A 19,593-nucleotide genomic window follows, 5' to 3' on the forward strand; every position below is an offset into this window, starting at 1 on the left:
GTTTATGTCGTCCTCAAGTCTGAGCCTGGGAGTGTCTGTGTTGTTTGCTGATGGTGCGTTTCCCCAATAAACATATACATCGCCGGCACCATGAACAACGTCAACAGCGTACCAATCGACAACCCGGCGAAGATCACCAGCCCCATGTCGTGCCGCCCCGCAGCACCGGCGCCAGAGGCCCACACCAGCGGCACCACGCCCAGCACCATCGCGGCCGTGGTCATCAGGATCGGGCGCAGACGCACGCCGGCGGCCTCTTCTATGGCTTCGCGCTTGCTGTGACCTGCGCGTTGCAGTTCGTTGGCGAACTGCACGATCAGAATCCCGTGCTTGGTGATCAACCCCAGCAGCGTCACCAGGCCCACCTGGGTGTACACGTTGATCGACGCGTAGCCCATGGTGATGAAGGCCAGCGCGCCAAACAGGGCGGGCGGCACCGAGAACAGGATCACCACCGGGTCGCGAAAGCTCTCGAACTGGAAGGCCAGGGCGAGGTAGACGATCAGAATCGAGAACATCAGCAAACCAAAGAACCCACCAGACTCCTGGATGAATTGGCGCGACTCGCCGGCAAAGTCCGAGGTGTAACCCGAGGGCGCCACGTTGGTCAGGATCGTGTTGAGTTTGGCCAGCAGCTCACCTTGAGCCACGCCGCTGACGCCTGACAGGGTGGCCGAGTTGAGTTGCTGGAAGTGGTTGATCGATTCGGGCTGCGTCGAGGTTTCGATATGCGCGACGGTGCGTGCCTGGATCATCGAGCCGGACGGGGTGCGAATGTAGTAATCGAGGATCTGCTCTGGGTTGAGGCGGTTGACCTGCAGCACTTGGGGAATGACTTTGTAGGAGCGGCCGGCGGTCGAGAAGTAGTTCACGTAGTTACCGCCCAACGCCGCCGACAGCGCCGCGCCGACGTCGGCCTGAGTCAGGCCCAATGCGGCGATCTTCTCCCGGTCCACCACCAGCCGGGCTTGCGGCTTGTCGAGTTTCAAGTCCATGTCGGCAAACCAGAACAACTGCTGTTTCTGCGCCTCGGCCATCACGGCCTGCGCGACCTCATTGAGGTTTTCCACGGAGTCGGTGGTGGTGATCACAAATTGCACCGGCAAGCCCTGGGCGCCCGGCAGCGACGGCAGCGGAAAAGCCGCGATAGTGGCGCCCGGCACCTGATTCCACTTTTGCTGCAGGTCGAGTATCAGCTGGGCCTGCGAGCGCGTGCGATCCCCCCAGGTTTTCAGCAGCACGCCGCCCAGGCCTTGATTGAGGATGGGCAGCCCGGTCAGCTGGAACATCTGCGCATATTCCGTCTCTTTACTGGCGATCTGGAAGGCCTGGTCGGCGATGCGCTCCATCTGCTGCGGCGAGGCCGTCGGCGGGCCTTTGATCTGCATGAACACCAGCCCCTGGTCTTCGGTGGGCGACAGTTCACTTTTGGCGGTCATGCCACTGGCGGCCACCAGCAGGAACAGCACAAACCCAAAGGTCACCAGCACCGGCCATATGTTCAGCCCGCCAGACAGCACGCGGTGGTAACGCCCGCGCAGCCAGTCAAAATACTGGTCGAGCCTACGTGCAAAACGACCTTCTTCCTGCCCGGACTTGAACAGCTTGGACGTCATCATTGGCGAGAGGGTCAGCGCCACCACGGCCGACACGGTCACGGCGCCCGCCAGCGAGAAACAGAACTCCTTGAACAGCGCACCGGTGAGGCCGCTGCGCAGGCCGATGGGCACGTACGCGGCGATCAACACCACGGTCATCGCGACGATCGGGCCACCCAGTTCCCGCGCCGCGATCAGCGCGGCTTCCAGCACGCCTTTGCCTTCTTCCTTGATATGCCGGTCGACGTTTTCCACCACGATGATCGCGTCGTCCACCACCAGGCCAATCGCCAGAACCAGCGCGAGCAGGGTCAGCAGGTTAATCGAGTACCCCAGCAGGTACATGATGAAGAAGGTGCCGACCAGCGACAGCGGGATCGCCACCAGCGGCACGATCACCGCGCGGAACGACCCGAGGAACAGGTAGATGACCACCGAGACAATGATCATCGCCTCGACCAGGGTCTTGACCACCTCGTAAATCGAGGTATTGATGAACTCGGTTGAGTCGTACACGATCTCGCCGCGCACGCCCGTGGGCAGTTGCGATTGCAGCTCGGGGAAGGCCTCACGCACGCTGTCGGCGACGGTCAGGATATTCGCGGTCGGCGCCGCCTTGATGCCGATGAACACCGAGCGCTTGCCGGAAAACGCCACGCTGCTGTCGTAGCTTTCAGCGCCAAGGGTGACGGTGGCCACGTCCTCCAGGTACACCAAGGCATCGCCTTTCTGCTTGATCACCAGTCGTTTGAATTCATCCACCGTGTGCAGATCGGTGCCGGCCGTGAGGTCGACCGTGACCGTTTGCCCGCGCGTCGAGCCCACGGCAGACAAATAGTTGTTGTTGGCCAGGGCCGTGGAGACGTCCTGCGCCGTGACGTTATGCGCGGCCAGCTTGTCCGGGTCCAGCCAGGCGCGCAGGGCGAACTGGCGCCCGCCGAGAATCTCTGCGGTTTGCACGCCCTGGATCGAATCCAGTTTGGGCTTGACCACCCGCACCAGGTAGTCGGTGATGTTGTTGGTCGGCAGCGTGTCGCTGTAGAACCCCAGGTACATGGCGTCGGTGGTCTGCCCGACGGCAATGGTGAGTACCGGTTCCTGGGACTGCGCGGGCAGCTGGTTCTTTACCGAATTGACCTGGGTATTGATCTCGGTGAGGGCCTTGCTGGCGTCGTAGTTCAGCCGCAAGGTCGCGGTAATGGTGGAGACGCCGGTGATGCTGGTTGAGGACAAATAGTCGATGCCCTGGGCTTGGGCGATGGCCGACTCCAGCGGCTGGGTGATAAAACCGGCGACTGTGGACGCATCCGCGCCGTAGTAGGCGGTGGTAATGGTGACTACCGTGTTTTCGGTGCGCGGCCATTGGTTCACCGGCAACTCGAAGATCGAGCGCAGCCCCAGGATCAGAATGAACAGCGAAACCACCACTGCCCACACCGGTCGCTGAATAAAGGTATCGGTAAGCTTCATGGGACACCTTTAATGTTCTTGGGGAGTTGGCGCCGGGTCGTTCAGCGGCGCGGCACTGTTATCGACCTTCACCGGCGAGCCGTTCTTGAGCTTCATCTGGCCGCTGGTGATCAACAGATCGCCTTCCTTCACGCCCGACAGGATCGCGACCTGATCACCGCGGGTCGGCCCGGTCTTGATGAAGGTTTGTTGCGCGGTGAGTACCTCATCGCCCTTGTCGTTTTTGCTCGACGTGGCAATGAACACCGTGGTGCCGTAAGGGTTGTAGGTCACTGACGTCTGCGGCACGGTGAGGTAGCGCTGGGTGGTCCCCGAGTTGACCACCGCACGGGCAAACATCCCGGGCACCAGGCTTTGCTTGGGGTTCTCGACGGTCGCCTCGACGGTGACGTTGCGCGTGGTTGAGTCGAACTGGGTGTCGATGGTGCTGATTCGCCCGGTGAAGGTCTGCTTTGACAGGCCGTCAGCCGTCACCGAAACCACCTGGCCGATGGCAATGGCCTCCAGTTGGGTCTGCGGCACCGAAAAATCGATGTAGATAGGATCAAAGGTCTGCAACGTGGCGATCTTGTCGCCGGGGTTGAGGTATTGGCCGGGGTTGACGCTGGTGATGCCGATGCGCCCGGCAAAGGGGGCGCGAATGGTTTTTTTCGCCACCAGCGCGCGCTGTTGTTCGGCGGCGGCGAGTTTGGCCTTGAGGTCGGCGGTGTCGCTGTCCACTTGGGCTTGGGAAATGGCGTTGACCGCCAGTTGCGCCTTGTCGCGCTTGAGCACGATACCGGCCAGGTCCGCGGTTGCCTCCAGGGAATGCAATTGGGCGATGTCCGAGTCGGCGTTCAATTGCACCAGCAGTGCCTGGGCTGCCACCTCTTGCCCGGGCGTGAAGCCGAGGGTGCGCACGATGCCGCCGACTTCCGTGGTTACATCCACTCCGCGCACCGCCTTCATCGAGCCCACGGCGGAGACGCTCGGTTGCCAGTCACTGAATGGCACCTGCAGCGCCGTCACCACGGCGGCAGGCAAGGGCGCTTTGGATTGGGCGATCAGCGCCGAAATCTGCACGAATTTCACCCCGGCAATGATCGCGACAATCACCAGCACCACCACGATCATGATCAGCATCGGCCGCCACAAGCGACGCTTGCGCGGTACGCCGGGTTCGGGGGGCAGGGTAGAGGCGGTCTGAACGTCAGCCATGGGAGTTCTCACTGTTTCAATGATTCAAGTCGGGCGCGGCTTTACTGTGAGCCGGCATGATCTCTTGCCACGACGGCAGGCCGAAGCGGTCCGGCGTGCCCTGGGTGGCGGGGTTCACATCCGTGCGGTTCCACCAGCCGCCGCCCAGCGCCTGGAACAGCGCCGTGGTGTCGCTGTAGCGGGCGGCCTGGGCTTTGACGCGGGCGAGCACGGTGTTTTGGTAGGTTTGCTGGGCCGTGAGCAAGTTGATATACGCCACCGCGCCTAGGCGGAACTGGGCTTGCACCAGGTCAAGGTTGGCTTGCGCGGAGTGTTCGGCCACGACCTGCTGATTCAGCGCATCGGCGTCCGCCTCCAGCGCCCGCAGCGCGTTGGCGACATCCTGAAAGGCGGTGATTACCGTGCCGCGATAGCGCGCGGCGGACTCGTCGTAGGCAGCCACGGCCGCACGTTTGCGATGCTCGAGTGCGCCGGCGTCAAAGATCGGCTGGGTAATCGAACCCGCCAGGCTCCAGACACCGCTGCCCGCCGAAAACAGCTTGGTGCCGCTTGCCACCGTGGAACCCAACGACCCGGTAATGCTGAATTGCGGCAACTGATTGGCGACGGCCACGCCAATGTTGGCGCTGGCTTGATGCAGTTGCGCCTGCGCCGAACGCACATCCGGGCGCTGGCCGACGATGGCCGAGGGCAGACTGACCGGCAGCGCCTCTGGCAGATGCAACGAGGCCAGATTGAAGCGTTCGCCTTGATCCTGGTTTGGAAAGCGCCCCAGGTACGCCATCAATTGGTTGCGGGTCTGTGCCAATTGCTTTTGCAGCGGCGGCAAGGTCGCGCGGGTTTGCGCCAGTGCGGTTTGCTGCGTGAGCACGTCGCTATCGCCGATGGCGCCCAGTCGGCGCTGAGCTTGCAGCAGGTCGAGCTGACCGCCCTGCAGTGTGATGATTTCTTCGGTGGCGGCCACCTGATCACGCAACGACGCCAGGCTGACCGCGGTGTTAACCACATTGGAGGTCAGGGTCAGGTAAGTTGCCTCCAGCTGAAAGCGCTCGTACTCGGCTTGCGCGGTGGTGGATTCGATTTGCCGGCGGGTGCCGCCAAACACGTCCGGCGCATAGGAAACGCTCAGCGACGCCGAACTCACTGTGAGAATCGGCGACTCCGGGATGCCCGAGGTAACGCCGGAGACTTTCTCGCGGGCTTTTTGCACATTGGCGCTCACCGACGGAAACAGCGACGCCTGGTCGGCATACACCAGCTCGTTGGCCTGGCGCAGTGCCGCTTGCGCGGCGCTGACGTCCGGGTTGGCGCGCAGGGCTTCTTCGACCAGAGCATTGAGTGAAGGCGAGCGGAACAGCGTCCACCATTGCCCAGGAATATCCATCCCGGCGATCAGCCGCTGCGCCGCGCCACCGGCGTCAATGTCCGCCTGGGCGGTGGTCGTGAGTGGGTCCTTGGCAAAGCCGGCATTGGCCGGTACATCGGGCCGTTCGAAGTCGGGCCCCACGGTACAGCCGGCGAGGGCGAGGCACAGCAGGCTCAGCGGCGCCAGCAAACAGGCATGTCGAAACGGGGTGCGGACTGGCACCACTGCGGGTGCACGCTGGCGAAGCTGCTCTTTCATATTTACTCGGATTAATCAGTTGGCCAACGGCAGTCATGGTTGAGCAATGCGTGCGGCTGCGTCCGACCGGGCGGCTTGAGAAGGCCGCGAGGTGCCGGGGTTTCAACCAGTGTAGGTGGCGCAGGGCACTGTGCAATGTGCCGGCGCAACGCGCGCGGCGTGAAAATGCTTAAGTTGCATTATTTGTGAATTAGGTTATGCGTTATCAGTATTGTACAGGCGGTCTTTATAACGGCATCGTATGAACCCCTACTGACACTGCCGAGACCGCACGCGCGGATCGACTTGCATGCCTGACCAGGCATCTGGAGACGAACGTGCGTTACCTGACAACACTGGCGGCCGGGTTGGCCGCCACCTTGCTGTGCCTGACCGCGAACGCGCAAACGCTGGTGGTGGGCGATCAAAGCTACAACGCGCAAGCCGTGATGGAAGCGGCGGGCGTGCTCGAAAACCTGCCGTACACGCTTGAATGGAAGCAATTCACCGCAGGCTCGCCGGTCGCCGAAGCGCTGAATGCCAACAGCCTGGATATCGGCTTGCTGGGGGACGCGCCGGTGCTGTTCCTGGGCGCATTGGGTGCACCGATCAAGGTGATTGCCGTCAGCCGGCAAAACCTCGACGGCGTGGCCATCCTGGTCAGAAAGGATTCGTCGATCCACAGCCTGGCCGACCTTGCCGGCAAACGTGCGGCGGTCTGGAAGGGCTCCTGGAGCCAGCAATTGCTGCTTACCGCGCTGGACAAAGCCGGCGTCCCGCGCGACTCACTCCAGCTGCGCTACCTCAGCGCACTCGACGCTTCCCATGCGTTGGAAGGTGGCTCGGTTGACGTCATCGCCACCTGGGAACCCTACGTCACACAACAGGAACGCCAAGGGGCGCGGGTACTCGCAACCGCTGAAGGCTTGATCCCGGCGCAGAGCTTCATCGCCGCCAACGCCAAGGCTGTCGAGGCCAAACGCGCGCAAATCAGTGACTTCCTCCAGCGCCTGAAAAAGGCCCGTGACTGGACGCGCCAAAGCCCGGCCAACGCTGACGCGTATGCCGATGCGTGGGCCAAGCGCACCCGCGCCGACGCCGAAATCGCACGCGCCTGGTTTGCACGAGCGCGCACGACGGTCGAGCCCCTGACGGCCCAGTCGCCTGTCGAGGCGCAAACGACCGTGGACTTCTTCGCGAGCCTAGGCCTGGTCAAGTCTTACTCCGCAGCGAGCCTGTTCGATGATTCCTTCTCGGCCTCGCTGCAACCCGCCGTCGCCCAAACCCAGCCGTGAACGCTTCAAGGAACTCTTCCGACATGACCCAACGACAGCTCAAACTCGGCGCCCTGACCATGGGGTGTGGTGGGCCGGGCCGCCACAATCTATGGCTCGACCCGCAATTGCCGGCCGACGCCAGCGTCAACGTCGACTGGTACATCGACATTGCCCGCCAGGCCGAGGCGGCGCTGTTCGACCTGATGTTTATCGTCGACAGCCAATTCATCACACCGGGCTCGCCATCCCACTACCTGAACCGCCTGGAACCGCTGACGCTGCTCTCTGCGCTGGCCGTCAGCACGCGGCATCTGGGCCTGGTCGGTACGCTGACCACGTCTTACAACTCGCCCTACAACGTGGCCCGGTGCCTGGCCTCACTCGACCTGATCAGCAAAGGCCGCGCCGGCTGGAATGTGGTCACCAGCGGCGACGCCGGCACCGCCGGCAATTACAGCCGCGACGAACATTACGATTACGACACGCGCTACAGCCGCGCCGCCGAGCACGTCCACGTGGTGCAAGGCCTGTGGCACTCCTACGAGGAAGACGCCTTCGTGCGTGACCGTGCAACCGGCCAGTTCCTCGATCCGAGCAAACTGCACAGCCTGAACCACAAGGGCGAACATTTTTCGGTGGTCGGCCCGCTGAACATTCAACGCTCGCCGCAAGGCCAGCCGGTGATCTTCCAGGCTGGCGACTCAGAGCAAGGTCGCGACCTGGGCGCCGCCACGGCGGACGTAATCTTCACCCACGCGGCCAGCATCGAACAGGGCCAGGCGTTTTACCGCGATATAAAGGGCAGGGCGGCGCAACGGGGGCGCGACCCGGAGCAATTGCTGGTGATGCCCGGCGCCGAGGTCTATGTGGGCGACACCGATGAGCACGCTCGGGAAATCGAGCAGCACTACCATCACGCCGATCACAGTTTCGAGCTGGCGCTGAAGGAGTTCGGGCGCAATTTCGGCTGGCATGATTTCAGCCAATACGACCTCGATGCGCCGTTTCCGCAAGAGAGCCTGGAAGCAGCGCGCAGCAGCTTTTTCACCAATGCCAAGCGCATTGCCGACCAGGCACGGGAGAAAGGTTTCACGCTGCGCCAAGCAGTGGAGTTTGGTCGCCAACTGCGGCCGGGCGCGTTTGTGGGCACGGCGGACACGGTTGCACGGAAGATGGAGGAGTGGCTCCAGGCGCGGGCGGTGGATGGGTTCAATATCTATATTGGGCATCCGCAGCAGTTCGCGCGGTTTACGCAGGAAGTCATACCGTTGCTGCAGGCGCGTGGGGTGTATCGCACGGCGTATGAGGGGACGACGTTGCGCGAGAGTTTGGGGCTGGGGATTCCGCGGTTTGGCGGCTGAAGCCGTCAAACGGGGTCATGTACACTGCGCCGAACGGGTCCAGGCGCTTGCGGATCTCGGCATCCGGCGTGCCGTACACCACCAGGCTGGTGATGCTGCACAGTTCCAGGAAGCGCTGGCCGAAGGGTGCAAACGTGGTGTCGACGTGGCTGACCACGGCATCAGCGTGGTAGCGCTCGAGGATATGCACGGTGCGGGTATCCTCATTTGCGCTGTATTCGTAAATCAGGGTGCCGGGCTCGGCACGGGTGGCCGTGACGATGGTGGCGATCAGTGCCTTGAATTCGGCGAACGCTGCGGGCTGTACTTCAAGGGTAAACAAACAGGAAATATAAGGGTGCATGCTGGGTTTCCGTCAGGGGCGCCAGGCGGCGCCTGTTGAGTGGGAGGCGCTCAAGACTTGTCGGGGGCGCCTGCGAAGAGTTTGCCGGCACCGGCCCAATCGGACGGCGCAACGTCTTCAAAAATGACGTAGATGTAATTGGCATCAGTACCGGTGTGTTTGACGATGCTTTCGGTGATGTCGGCGGCAACTGCGGCTTTCTGCGCGTGTTCTTTACCTTCGAACCAGCTCACTCGTACGACGGGCATGACGTATTCCTCTTGAGAGATTGGTCTGGGAGCAGTGCGCCATGTGCACCGCTATGTGACTGAGGCCATCCTACTGTTGAGCAAGCTGGCGATAAACGGCCTCTGGCTATAGTCTGGGTAGACTAAAACTCTACAATCAGCGAGTGCGGCATGGTCCCTATCGATTCCTTCCAGGGTGTTATCACCTTTGTCGTCGCCGCGCGTTCGGCCAGCTTCACACAGGCTGCGGAGCGCTTGGGCCTGTCGAAATCTGCCGTGGGCAAAGCCATCGCACGGCTTGAAGAGCGCTTGGGCACGCAGCTGTTTCATCGCACCACGCGGCGAATTTCCCTCACCGCCGATGGCGAGGCTTACTACCTGGCGTGCTCTACGGCACTGGAAGAAATCGGCACCGCCGAAAGTGGCTTGGGCCCCAATGGGGGTGAGCCTTCGGGGCGCTTGCGTGTCGATGTGCCGGTGGCTTTCGGTCGTCGCGTGGTTGCGCCCTTGCTGTTCGAGATCGCCAATAAATACCCCGCGCTGCAATTGAGCCTGACGTTTTCCGACCACTTGGTGGACCCGTTCGAAGAGGGGATTGATTTGCTGGTGCGCTTCGGCGAATTGCCGGACACCAGTGGGCTGGTAGCGCGGCGGTTGACGCGCCAACGCTGGGCCATTTGTGCCGCGCCCGGTTACCTGGCACGGTTTGGAATGCCTCAAACCCTTGAAGACCTAAGCCATCACCGCTGCATTGTCGGGCATCGACGTGGCCAGCCTTTGGCCTGGCGAGTCATGCAGGCAGGGCGTACGCAGTGGTACGCGCCTCCCGCCGCGCATCAGATTGGCGATGGCGAAGCCATGATTCTGGCGGCGGTTGCCGGCACTGGCCTGTGCCAGATGCCGCGCAGCCTGTTCCAGGACGATATCGACGCGGGGCGCCTGGTTGAGGTGCTGCACACCTACGAACCGGAAGCCGTTGATGTACATGCCGTGTGGCCGAAGGTATCGCACTTGCGGCCGAAGGTGAGGTACGTGGTGGATGAGCTGGTCAAGCGGTGTGCGCAGTGGCCGTTGTAGGTGAATAAAACCGCAATCGACTTTTCGACCGGCTTACTTCATTCGTGCCTGGTCGGTCAGCTCAGACCGGTGTGCTTGAACCTGCCAACGCCAATTACCTCATGCGCAGTTTCCGCGTGCTGCGCGGTGTGCAAGGAGGCGATCAGCGACCGCTCAGGCGATAGGTGGTGCGCTGCAATTGCGCGGGCATCATGAACGTGCGTTCACAGGTGCAGAAAAAGATTGAATATTCACATCAATTGTTATTTAAATAACACCACAATAGCGTCACGACCGCCCTGGACGTGCTCGCAATAAGATGGGATGACCCTGTGCATGACAATTGAAGAGCGTTTGATGGAACAGGCAAAGCGTGCCGCCCAGAGCACGTACTCGCCTTACTCCCATTTCCCCGTGGGCGCGGCATTGCTGACTGCCGACGGTGAGGTGGTGCAGGGTTGCAACGTGGAGAACATCTCCTACGGGCTGACCAACTGTGCCGAGCGCAGCGCCTTGTTCAGCGCTATCAGCCAGGGCCATGCCCCGCGCAGTTTCAAAGCCATGGCTGTTTATGCACCCAACGTTTCACTGATAAGCCCTTGCGGTGCCTGCCGCCAGGTGATGCTGGAGTTGATGGCCAAGGATGCGGTGGTGATCTGTCAGGGCAGTGACCCGGCCGCCACGCGCACCTGGACCCTGGAGCAATTGCTGCCGGGCGCCTTCGACGCTTTCTAATCCTGGGCAGGCCTTCGAGTCTGCATTCGCGTGGTCCATTGTTGAGACGCCTGCATGATCAGTCTTGTCGGAATAGCGACGCTTATTCTCATTGCCATTGCTTTATCTCATCAACGACGCTCGATCAACTGGCGCACGGTTTCGGTGGCGTTTTTGATCCAGGTCTTGATCGGCGCGTTTGCGCTTTACGTGCCGTGGGGCCAGACGGTGCTCGCCTCGCTGTCGGGGGCGGTGGCGTCGCTGCAGCTTTACGCTAACAAAGGCATCGAGTTTCTGTTCGGCGGCCTGAGCTCGCCGCACATGTTTGAAGTGTTCGGCAGTGGTGGTTTTGTGTTCGCCATCCGGGTGTTGCCGATGATCGTGTTCTTCGGCAGTTTTATCTCGGTGCTGTATTACATCGGCGTGATGGGCTGGATCATTCGGCTGGTGGGCGGCACTTTGCGCCTGTTGCTGGGCACCAGCCGCATCGAGTCGATGGTGGTGACCTCGGCGATTTTCATCGGCCAGTCGGAAGTGCCGCTGGTGGTACGGCCCTTCATTGCCAAGCTGACGCGCTCTGAGTTGTTCGCGGTGATGGTCGGTGGTTTCGCCGCCGTGGCCGGCTCGGTGCTGCTGGGGTATGCCGGGCTGGGCGTGGAGCTCAAGTACCTGATCGCGGCGTGCTTCATGTCGGCACCGGGCGCTCTGTTGATGGCCAAACTCATGGAGCCGGAAACCGAAGCCGCCCGCACCGAACAGGTGATCGAGGAGCTGGGCCAGGCCGAGAATCGCCCCACCAATATCATCGACGCCGCCGCCGATGGCGCCCAGGTTGGCTTGCGCCTGGCCTTGTCGGTGGGTGCCATGCTGCTGGCATTTATCGCGTTGATTGCGCTGTTCAACGGGCTTCTGGGCTGGGCGGGCAACTGGTTTGGCTACCCGCAATTGACCTTGCAACTGGTCCTTGGGTACGTGCTGGCGCCCATCGCTTTTCTGCTCGGGGTGCCGTGGCATGAGGCGGTCATGGCCGGCGGTTTTATCGGCGAAAAACTGGTGCTCAACGAGTTTGTCGCCTACGCCGATCTGGCCAACTATTTGACCCCGGCCAAAGCCGCCGAAGCCGGCGTGCCGCTGTTGTCGGTGCATACCCAGGTGATCGTCACCTTCGCCCTGTGCGGCTTTGCCAATCTGTCTTCGATTGCCATTCAACTGGGCGGCCTCACGGGTATCGCCCCGCAACGCCGTGAGGAACTCGCGCGGCTGGGCTTGCGGGCGATGATCGGCGGCACGCTTTCTAACCTGATGAGCGCGGCGATTGTCGGCTTTTTCATTTCGCTGTAAGGAGCACAGTATGTGGTTGCCACAAGAAGTGATTCGGCGTAAGCGCGACGGGCACGCCCTGGCCGCAATGGACATTCAACGCTTTGTCGCCGGCATTGCCGACGCCAGCCTCAGCGATGGGCAGGTGGCGGCGTTCGCCATGGCGGTGTTCATCAAGGGCATGGACGTGAGCGAACGCCTGGCCTTGACCGAGGCGATGCGCGATTCCGGCCAAGTGCTGAAATGGGACCTGCCGGGGCCGGTCGTGGACAAGCATTCCACCGGTGGCGTCGGCGACATGATCAGCTTGCTGCTCGCGCCGTTGCTGGCGGCCTGCGGTTGCTACGTGCCAATGATTTCCGGGCGTGGGCTGGGCCATACCGGCGGCACCCTGGACAAGCTCGAGAGCATTCCCGGTTACGACTGCCAACCCAGCCCCGAACGCCTGCACGCGGTGGTGGCCGACGTCGGTTGCGCCATCATCGGCCAGACCGCCAACCTGGCGCCGGCGGACAAGCGCTTGTATGTGATCCGCGATGTGACCGGGTCGGTGGAGTCAATTGACCTGATCACCGCGTCGATCCTCGGCAAAAAACTCGCCGCCGGCCTCGACGTACTGATCATGGATGTGAAAACCGGCAACGGCGCCTTCATGGCCGAGCCGGAACAGGCACGCGAACTGGCCGCCAGCATCGTCGCGGTGGCCAACGGTGCCGGGGTCAATACCCGCGCACTGATCACCGACATGAATCAACCGCTGGCCCGCAGTGCCGGCAACGCCCTGGAGGTTGCCGAAGCAGTCGCCTTGCTCAAGGGCGAGGTGCGCAGCGAGCGCCTGTGGGCGGTGACCCTGGCGCTGGCCACCCAGGCATTGACGATGGCCGGTTTGGCGCGGGATGACGCCCAGGCCCGTGATCAATTGCTTCAGGCCTGGCAGAGCGGGGCAGCCTTGCAGCGCTTCGAGCAAATGGTCGTCGCTCTGGGCGGCCCGCCGGGCTTCACGGCAAACCCTGAAGCGCATTTACCCAAGGCCGCCGTGTCGGTGCCGGTGTGGGCCGAGGAAGAGGGCTGCGTTACCGAGATCGATACCCGGGCGGTGGGCCTGGCAGTGGTGGCATTGGGCGGTGGGCGCAGTCATCCCGACGACGTGCTGGACTTGTCCGTGGGCTTCAGCGAGTTGGCCTTTGTTGGTGAACAGGTGAACGCGCAACGGCCGCTGGGCTGGGTTCACGCGCGCAATCCAGAGCAGGCCGCGCAGGGCGCATCCGCCTTGCGCGCCGCCTATCGGTTGGGCGGCTCGAGCCTGGCCGCACGTAATTTGATCCAGGACATCCTATGAGCAAAGCCATCGTATTGGTGCTGGACTCGTTGGGTATCGGCGCCAGTGCCGACGCTGCTGTTTTTGGCGATACCGGCGCCGACACCTTGCGCCATATCGCCCAGGCGTGTGCCCGCGGTGGGGCCGATGGGCCACTGCGCCGGGGGCCGCTGTGGCTGCCAAATCTGGGTCGCCTGGGCCTGGGCGCCGCCGCCGCGGCCAGCGGTGACGGACCGTTGCCGGGCCACTGGGGCGACGCTGCCCCGGTCGGCGCCTACGGCCATGCGCGCGAGCAATCCTCAGGCAAGGACACACCGTCCGGGCATTGGGAAATGATGGGCGTGCCGGTGTTGTTCGACTGGGGGTATTTCGAGCGGCCGGTCGAGTCGTTTCCGCCCAAGCTGCTGGCCGACCTGATTGAGCGGGCCGGGTTGCCGGGTGTTTTGGGTAATTGCCATGCCTCGGGCACTACGGTGCTGGACGAATTGGGCGAAGCACACATCCGCAGCCGGCAACCGATTTGCTACACCTCGGCCGACAGCGTGATGCAGATCGCCGCCCATGAAGGCCATTTCGGGCTGGATGAGCTGTACCGGGTGTGTGAAATCGCGCGCGATTTGTGTGATGAATACACCGTCGGCAGGGTCATTGCCCGGCCGTTCACCGGCGAGCACGCGGGCGAGTTTCGACGCACCGGCAATCGTCGCGACTACACGGTGCCACCGCCGTCGCCGACGCTGCTGGATCAGTTGTGCGAAGCCGGCGGCAGCGTGCAGGCGGTGGGCAAGATCGGCGATATCTTCGCGCACCGCGGCATCAGCCGGTTGTACAAGGCAGATGGTAACGACGCGCTGTTCGATGCCACGCTCAAGGCTTACCAGCAGGCGCCGGACAACAGCCTGGTGTTCGCCAATTTCGTCGACTTCGACATGCTCTACGGGCACCGTCGCGACTTGGCCGGCTACGCTGCCGCGCTGGAAGCGTTCGACCGCAGGCTGCCGGAATTATTGGCGTTGATGGACCCACAGACGTTGCTGATCATCAGCGCCGACCACGGTTGCGACCCATCGCGTCCGGGCAGCGATCATACCCGTGAGCATGTGCCGGTCTTGGCTTTTGGGGCAGGCGTTGCGGCTGGCTGGCTGGGCGAGCGCGGCAGCTTTGCCGATATCGGCCAGACGCTGGCGGCACATTTGGGCTTGGCGCCGTTGGCGTGGGGGACCTCGTTTCTGCTGAAGGGTCACCCTTGAGTCCGCCTGGCACCCCGTGCTTTGGAATCGGGCGGGGTAGCTTGATGGCGGGTTTGCCAATTGTTCATCGACGCCTTCAGTAATGTCTGTTCATATGGGCTCCGCACTCGATTCGCGTCGTCGCGCCAGGCGACTCCAGCGAACGAACAGAGCCCAATAAACCGCTACCAATCATTATGTGAAGTATGAGTCGTCCACTGTTTGTTTCTCTCGATGGCCCCAAGGGCACTGGCAAAACCACGCTTTTGGAAGCCGTGACCCAAGTGCTGAGGGCAGACAAGCAAAAGGTGATCCGACTCAGCGAGCAAAAAAGCGACCCCTACAGGGCTGAAACCATGGCCCTGGTTAACACACTCGTCAGACACCCCAGCCGGGAGTTGGAGCTGAGGGTGTGTGAGCGCTTTGCTGACAGCCGTGCCTGGATTTCCCGCCACGTACTGGCCAGACAGCCCGCCGGTAGCATCATCTTGATTGATCGCTGGTACCCCTCTGATGCAGCGTTTCGCCGGATCGTCGGGTTTGCAGACATTCTGCAGTTGAACATTGATCGAAACGTGCAAGTGCCCGACCTGCATGTCGGCGTGGTCACCGCCCCTGATATTTCTTGGGCGAGGGCAGCCGAGCGACGGCGTGGGCTGAGCAGTACTGTGATGCACAAGCTGGAAGAGCATGTCGCGTGTACTCAGGCGTTCGAGCGCGCGATGACCGATCACGGCTGGGTTTTATGCCGTAATGAAACAACGATCGAGGACGCCACGGCTCAGGTGGTTTCTGAGATCTACAGCGTCCTTCGATGTTCGTAGTTTTGTGCAGTCAAGGCTGCAAACGCCGCACCCTCCAGCCCTTATCGCTGCGGTCATAGCGCAACCGCTCATGCAGCCGCTCTTGCCCATTGCCCCAGAACTCCAGCGATTCAAGACGCAACTCGAACACACAATAGCCCTCAGGACGCGGCAGTGGACCTTGACCTTCGGCCAGTTCGCGAGCGGCGTTGCGCATGGCCTGAACATCCTGCAGTTCTTCGCTCTGGCGAGACACCGACGACATCGGATGCGTGGCATACGGGCGCTTGAGCCACGCCTCATCCGCCTTGGCATCCGGCAAGCGCACGGCCTGGCCATTGAAGATGATCTGCTGACTGGTTTCGCGCCAATACAGCACGCCCGACGCCCACGGGTTGTGGCTCAGCTCACGGCCTTTCTGGCTGCCGGCATGGGTGCTGAACAACACCCCGGCGTCGCTGATCTCACTGATCACCACGATGCGCGTCGAGGGCCGGCCCTGGCCGTCGGCGGTGGCCAGCGCCAGCGCCTTGGGTTCGCGGATGCCTACGCGCCGTGCGCGCTCCAGCCAGTTGCGCAGCACGCTCATGGGGTCGGCGGGCAGTGTCTGGTACTCGGGGAAAGGTGCATCCAGTGTGCCGGTGAGGGATTCGGACATGCCTTTACCCAGCAGCGGCTTACCTTGTAATGAACTGTTCATAGCACGATGGTCCCCCGCCCGAAGGTGACGCCATTGCCGGAGACTTCGACGCGCGTCAGTTGATCGGCGCGGCCCTCAGCCCTGGCGAACATCAGGGAGGGGCGGCCGATTTCCACACCCTGCAAGATCTCCACCTGCTGGCCAAACTCGATCTGGCCATGGCGCGCCAAATGGATCGCCAACGGCCCGGCAGCCGAGCCGGTGGCCGCATCCTCAACCACGCCGTAAGCCGGTGAGAACATCCGGCTGCGCCAACGCCGCCCGGCGCCGGCGAAACAGTTGATCGCCATGTCGTGAAAGCTCGACAGCGCACGGTGGTCCGGATGCAGGGCCGACAAGGCCTGGATGTTCGGCAGGCCGACAAACACATGGCGCGGGCCGTTGTGATAGATCTCGATGGGAAAGGTCGAGTCGCTGATCCCCAGCGCCTCGAGCAATTCGGCATCGCGGCCCAGGGCCGTCCAGGTCGGTATCGGCTGATCCATGCTGGCGGCGATCACGCTGCCGTTCTGGCGCTCCAGTTCAAAGGCGATGGTGCCCATCTGGGTTTCCAGGTACAGCCGGTGATTGTCGGTGTGCGCGCCCAGCGCGATGGCCGTCCCCAGCAACGGGTGGCCGGCAAAGGGCAGTTCGTTGACCGGGGTGAAAATCCGGATCAGCGCATCACCGCCGTTGCGTGGCTTGAGCACGAAGGTGGTTTCCGACAGGTTCATTTCTCGGGCGATGCGTTGCATTTGCGGCGCCGGCAAATCATCGGCGTCGAAGAACACCGCGACCGGGTTGCCTTCCAGCGGGACGCTGGCGAAGGCATCGATGATGACGTAGTGGTGCATGGTTATCTCCCGGCGGCCGATATGTTGCTGTCGACAGGCGTGTGAATGAGGGCGTGACGCAGCAGGTCGGCGATGATGCGCGGGCCTTCCTGGGTCAGCAGCGACTCGGCATGAAACTGCATCGAGGCAAACGACGGCCCGCGCAAGGCATGCACCTCGCCGGTCTCGCTGTCGCGACTGATTTCGACGGTGCCGATGCCGTTGATGTCCAGGCGGTCACTGGCACTCTGGGCGGCGAAGGTGTTGTAGAAACCCACCCGCTCAGCGTTGCCGAACAGGTCAATCTGTTTTTGCACGCCCTGATTGGGAATGGCTTTGCGTTGCAGCTCCAGGCCCAGGCACAGGCTCAACACCTGATGGCTCAGGCAAACCGCGAGGAATGGGCGCTGCTGGCTGAGCAAGGAACGGATGGCCACGTGCAGATGGTCGATTTTCGGCAGCTGAACATCACTCGGGTTGCCGGGGCCTGGGCCCATGATTACCAGGTCGTAACCGTCGAAACTGTATTCATCGCTGAAGCTGCACACCGTCACTATCAGGCCCAGGGCCCGCAGCTGCTTGGCGATCATCGAGGTGAAAGTGTCTTCGGCGTCGACGATCAGCACCTGGCGCCCGCTGAAATCGGCCTGGGTCTGTTGGCGCTGCTGGCTGTCCATCAACCAGAAGTCCGAGACGTAGGCATTGCGGCTGGCCAGCGCTGCGCGCACCTGCAGGTGGCTGCCAAAGCGCGAGGGCGCCTGGTTTTTCAAGGCCGCTATCAGGCCGGCGGCCTTGGCGCGGCTTTCGGCGGCTTCGGTCATGGGCTCGGAATGACGCACGATGGTGGAGCCCACGCTGATGCGTACCTGGCCGCTGTTATCGATGTCGGCGGTGCGAATCAGGATGGCCGAGTCCAGGGAGCGTCCACCTTTGCCATCGCTGCCGATCAGCGCGGCCATGCCGCTGTAGTACGCGCGGCCTTGCGGCTCATAGCGCTGGATGACCCGACAGGCGCTTTCCAGCGGGCTGCCGGTGACGGTCGGGGCGAACAGGGTTTCGCGCAGGATGTCGCGCACATCGCGTCGGGTCTTGCCCTCAATGAAGTACTCGGTGTGGGCCAGATGCGTCATTTCCTTGAGGTAAGGACCGAGAACGTGGCCGCCGTCGTCACAAATGCGCGCCATCATTTTCAGCTCTTCATCGACCACCATGTACAGCTCATCGGCTTCCTTGCGGTCGGCCAAAAAGGCCATGACATCCGTCAGACAGGGCCCCGCGGGCGGGTAACGGTAGGTGCCGCTGATGGGGTTCATCACCGCCAGCCCATCCTTGACGCTGATGTGCCGCTCGGGCGAGGCGCCCACGAAGGTGCGGCTGCCGGTGTGAATGATGAAGGTCCAGTAAACACCTTTCTCGCGCTCCAGCAGATGGCGAAAGAATGACAGCGCGCTGGCGGGGCCGTACTCGCTGATTTCCGCCATAAAGGTGCGTTTGATCACGAAGTTGGCGCCTTCCCCTGAGCCGATTTCGTTGGCGATCACCTGGCTGACGATCTCGGCATAGCGGGCGTCGCTGAGGTCGAAGCGTTCGCCGTTGAGCTGGATCGGCACGTCTGGCAGCAATCCCAGCAACTGTTCAATGCCGATGGATTGTTGCTCGGTAATGTTCATCGCCAGCAGCGGCGACTCATCGTCCACCGCCTCAAAGCCGCGTTCGGCAATCTGGCGGTAGGGAATCAGCGTCAGTACATCCAGGCGCGGGGCACCGATTGAGGGGGCAGGCAAGTCGATATCGGCCAGGACCTGCGGCTGCGACATCTGCCCAATCAGCACGTCCAGCAGCCCCGGGCCGCTGGATTCGGGACGATACAACAGGGCAAACGGCTCGGGCACCGGCTGCAGAATGCGTTCCATAAGGCGGGCGGCAGCTTGGCTCATAGCACCACCTCGTCGGTGGTGATGACCATGGCGCAACGGCTGGCGGCGTATTCGATCGCCATCCAGTGGTGCGCCTTGCTGAAGTCCGCGATCGCGTCGGCAACAAGGAACGGCTGGATATCGTTGGAGTAGGCATCCACGGTAGAAATCAGTACCCCGACATGGGCATACACCCCGCACAGGATCAACTGATCGCGCCCGTTGGCGTGCATGCGCTCCAGCAGATCGGAGTTGAAGAACGCACTGTAGCGCCACTTGGTCAGCAGCCAGTCACCCGGCTTGGGCGTCAGCGCGTCGACCACCTCGCGGTCGGCGGGGCTGGCTTTCATGCCAGGGCCCCAGAAATCCTTGAGCAGCCCGCGCTGTTCCTCGCTCATGCTGCCTGGCTGGGCGGTGTAAGCCACCGGCACGTCGTGGTCGACAGCCCACTGGCGAATGCGCGCGGAATTCGCCACGACGGCTTCACGCAGGGCATCGGGCAAGGGCCGCAGGAAATAACGCTGCATGTCATGCACCAACAGCACGGCGCGCTCGGGGTCGACGCGCCATTGCGCGAGGTTGACGGGCAGGTCGCGGGCAGTAGGCAGGGCGTACGGGGCAATCGATGGAATGCCAGTCATGGCGACAA

The 19,593-nt window shown here is 62.5% G+C and carries 16 protein-coding genes and 1 pseudogene; 8 read left to right on the top strand and 9 right to left on the bottom strand.

Annotated elements, in window-relative coordinates; genetic code table 11:
* Positions 1–2: 2 nt before the first annotated feature.
* From C4J83_RS14920 to C4J83_RS14930, 3 genes are all read right to left on the bottom strand, one after another.
* On the bottom strand, positions 3–3,068 hold the full coding sequence (locus C4J83_RS14920; protein ID WP_124417454.1) for an efflux RND transporter permease subunit: 3,066 nt from the start codon (positions 3,066–3,068) through the stop codon (positions 3–5).
* A 9-nt stretch (positions 3,069–3,077) separates the two neighbouring features.
* Positions 3,078–4,190: an efflux RND transporter periplasmic adaptor subunit gene (locus C4J83_RS14925; protein ID WP_177416173.1), complete on the bottom strand. Its 1,113-nt coding sequence runs from the start codon at positions 4,188–4,190 to the stop codon at positions 3,078–3,080.
* 91 nt (positions 4,191–4,281) lie between these two features.
* A complete protein-coding gene (locus C4J83_RS14930) occupies positions 4,282–5,889 on the bottom strand; it encodes an efflux transporter outer membrane subunit (RefSeq protein ID WP_256660684.1) in 1,608 nt (535 codons plus the stop codon).
* 317 nt (positions 5,890–6,206) lie between these two features.
* Between C4J83_RS14930 and C4J83_RS14935 the strand changes: the two genes are divergently transcribed.
* Positions 6,207–7,163: an ABC transporter substrate-binding protein gene (locus tag C4J83_RS14935; RefSeq protein WP_124417456.1), complete on the top strand. Its 957-nt coding sequence runs from the start codon at positions 6,207–6,209 to the stop codon at positions 7,161–7,163.
* 23 nt (positions 7,164–7,186) lie between these two features.
* Positions 7,187–8,506 (top strand): LLM class flavin-dependent oxidoreductase, encoded by a 1,320-nt coding sequence (locus tag C4J83_RS14940; RefSeq protein ID WP_124417457.1) that lies wholly within the window; start codon positions 7,187–7,189, stop codon positions 8,504–8,506.
* Here C4J83_RS14940 and C4J83_RS14945 read toward each other — a convergent pair.
* Positions 8,499–8,849: pseudogene (locus C4J83_RS14945) on the bottom strand (putative quinol monooxygenase); the annotation flags it as partial. The gene C4J83_RS14940 and the pseudogene C4J83_RS14945 sit on opposite strands and share 8 nt — an antisense overlap.
* Positions 8,850–8,899: 50 nt before the next feature.
* Positions 8,900–9,097, bottom strand: a complete 198-nt coding sequence (locus C4J83_RS14950; protein WP_164487938.1) for a tautomerase family protein — start codon at positions 9,095–9,097, stop codon at positions 8,900–8,902.
* Between the two features lie 150 nt (positions 9,098–9,247).
* Here C4J83_RS14950 and C4J83_RS14955 point away from each other — a divergent pair, with 150 nt between their 5' ends.
* From C4J83_RS14955 to C4J83_RS14980, 6 genes are all read left to right on the top strand, one after another.
* Positions 9,248–10,153, top strand: coding sequence for a LysR family transcriptional regulator (locus C4J83_RS14955; RefSeq protein ID WP_106580361.1), 906 nt, complete (start codon positions 9,248–9,250; stop codon positions 10,151–10,153).
* A 315-nt stretch (positions 10,154–10,468) separates the two neighbouring features.
* On the top strand, positions 10,469–10,867 hold the full coding sequence (locus C4J83_RS14960) for a cytidine deaminase (protein WP_256587063.1): 399 nt from the start codon (positions 10,469–10,471) through the stop codon (positions 10,865–10,867).
* Between the two features lie 54 nt (positions 10,868–10,921).
* The gene (locus C4J83_RS14965; RefSeq protein ID WP_106580359.1) at positions 10,922–12,187 is read left to right on the top strand and encodes a NupC/NupG family nucleoside CNT transporter; all 1,266 of its coding nucleotides are present in this window, start codon (positions 10,922–10,924) and stop codon (positions 12,185–12,187) included.
* Between the two features lie 10 nt (positions 12,188–12,197).
* Positions 12,198–13,505: a thymidine phosphorylase gene (gene deoA / locus C4J83_RS14970; RefSeq protein WP_124417459.1), complete on the top strand. Its 1,308-nt coding sequence runs from the start codon at positions 12,198–12,200 to the stop codon at positions 13,503–13,505.
* Complete coding sequence (locus C4J83_RS14975; RefSeq protein WP_124417460.1) at positions 13,502–14,734, top strand: phosphopentomutase; 1,233 nt, start codon at positions 13,502–13,504, stop codon at positions 14,732–14,734. Before deoA ends, C4J83_RS14975 begins: the two co-directional genes overlap by 4 nt.
* A 185-nt stretch (positions 14,735–14,919) precedes the next feature.
* On the top strand, positions 14,920–15,537 hold the full coding sequence (locus C4J83_RS14980; protein WP_119740477.1) for a dTMP kinase: 618 nt from the start codon (positions 14,920–14,922) through the stop codon (positions 15,535–15,537).
* Positions 15,538–15,547: 10 nt separating this feature from the next.
* Here the strand turns inward: C4J83_RS14980 and phzG are convergent, their stop codons facing one another.
* Genes phzG through C4J83_RS15000 form a run of 4 tightly spaced genes read right to left on the bottom strand, consistent with a single transcriptional unit; the run spans position 15,548 to position 19,585 of the window.
* Positions 15,548–16,216: a phenazine biosynthesis FMN-dependent oxidase PhzG gene (gene phzG, locus C4J83_RS14985; RefSeq protein ID WP_124417461.1), complete on the bottom strand. Its 669-nt coding sequence runs from the start codon at positions 16,214–16,216 to the stop codon at positions 15,548–15,550.
* Positions 16,213–17,049, bottom strand: coding sequence for a PhzF family phenazine biosynthesis protein (locus C4J83_RS14990; RefSeq protein WP_124417462.1), 837 nt, complete (start codon positions 17,047–17,049; stop codon positions 16,213–16,215). Before C4J83_RS14990 ends, phzG begins: the two co-directional genes overlap by 4 nt.
* Before the next feature lie 2 nt (positions 17,050–17,051).
* The gene (locus tag C4J83_RS14995; protein WP_372239328.1) at positions 17,052–18,941 is read right to left on the bottom strand and encodes an anthranilate synthase family protein; all 1,890 of its coding nucleotides are present in this window, start codon (positions 18,939–18,941) and stop codon (positions 17,052–17,054) included.
* A 20-nt stretch (positions 18,942–18,961) separates the two neighbouring features.
* On the bottom strand, positions 18,962–19,585 hold the full coding sequence (locus C4J83_RS15000; RefSeq protein ID WP_119740468.1) for an isochorismatase family protein: 624 nt from the start codon (positions 19,583–19,585) through the stop codon (positions 18,962–18,964).
* Positions 19,586–19,593 lie beyond the last annotated feature (8 nt).

Origin of the sequence: Pseudomonas sp. LBUM920 (assembly GCF_003852315.1) — a bacterium.
In the GTDB taxonomy this organism is placed as follows: Bacteria; Pseudomonadota; Gammaproteobacteria; order Pseudomonadales; family Pseudomonadaceae; genus Aquipseudomonas.

What these genes read in the sequence shown, in the direction of transcription:
- C4J83_RS14920 (WP_124417454.1), bottom strand. Translation starts at nt 3,068, where the DNA reads ATGAAGCTTACCGATACCTTTATTCAGCGACCGGTGTGGGCAGTGGTG.
- C4J83_RS14925 (WP_177416173.1), bottom strand. Translation starts at nt 4,190, where the DNA reads ATGCTGATCATGATCGTGGTGGTGCTGGTGATTGTCGCGATCATTGCC.
- C4J83_RS14930 (WP_256660684.1), bottom strand. Translation starts at nt 5,889, where the DNA reads ATGAAAGAGCAGCTTCGCCAGCGTGCACCCGCAGTGGTGCCAGTCCGC.
- C4J83_RS14940 (WP_124417457.1), top strand. Translation starts at nt 7,187, where the DNA reads ATGACCCAACGACAGCTCAAACTCGGCGCCCTGACCATGGGGTGTGGT.
- C4J83_RS14950 (WP_164487938.1), bottom strand. Translation starts at nt 9,097, where the DNA reads ATGCCCGTCGTACGAGTGAGCTGGTTCGAAGGTAAAGAACACGCGCAG.
- C4J83_RS14955 (WP_106580361.1), top strand. Translation starts at nt 9,248, where the DNA reads ATGGTCCCTATCGATTCCTTCCAGGGTGTTATCACCTTTGTCGTCGCC.
- C4J83_RS14960 (WP_256587063.1), top strand. Translation starts at nt 10,469, where the DNA reads ATGACAATTGAAGAGCGTTTGATGGAACAGGCAAAGCGTGCCGCCCAG.
- C4J83_RS14965 (WP_106580359.1), top strand. Translation starts at nt 10,922, where the DNA reads ATGATCAGTCTTGTCGGAATAGCGACGCTTATTCTCATTGCCATTGCT.
- deoA (WP_124417459.1), top strand. Translation starts at nt 12,198, where the DNA reads ATGTGGTTGCCACAAGAAGTGATTCGGCGTAAGCGCGACGGGCACGCC.
- C4J83_RS14975 (WP_124417460.1), top strand. Translation starts at nt 13,502, where the DNA reads ATGAGCAAAGCCATCGTATTGGTGCTGGACTCGTTGGGTATCGGCGCC.
- C4J83_RS14980 (WP_119740477.1), top strand. Translation starts at nt 14,920, where the DNA reads ATGAGTCGTCCACTGTTTGTTTCTCTCGATGGCCCCAAGGGCACTGGC.
- phzG (WP_124417461.1), bottom strand. Translation starts at nt 16,216, where the DNA reads ATGAACAGTTCATTACAAGGTAAGCCGCTGCTGGGTAAAGGCATGTCC.
- C4J83_RS14990 (WP_124417462.1), bottom strand. Translation starts at nt 17,049, where the DNA reads ATGCACCACTACGTCATCATCGATGCCTTCGCCAGCGTCCCGCTGGAA.
- C4J83_RS14995 (WP_372239328.1), bottom strand. Translation starts at nt 18,941, where the DNA reads ATGGAACGCATTCTGCAGCCGGTGCCCGAGCCGTTTGCCCTGTTGTAT.
- C4J83_RS15000 (WP_119740468.1), bottom strand. Translation starts at nt 19,585, where the DNA reads ATGACTGGCATTCCATCGATTGCCCCGTACGCCCTGCCTACTGCCCGC.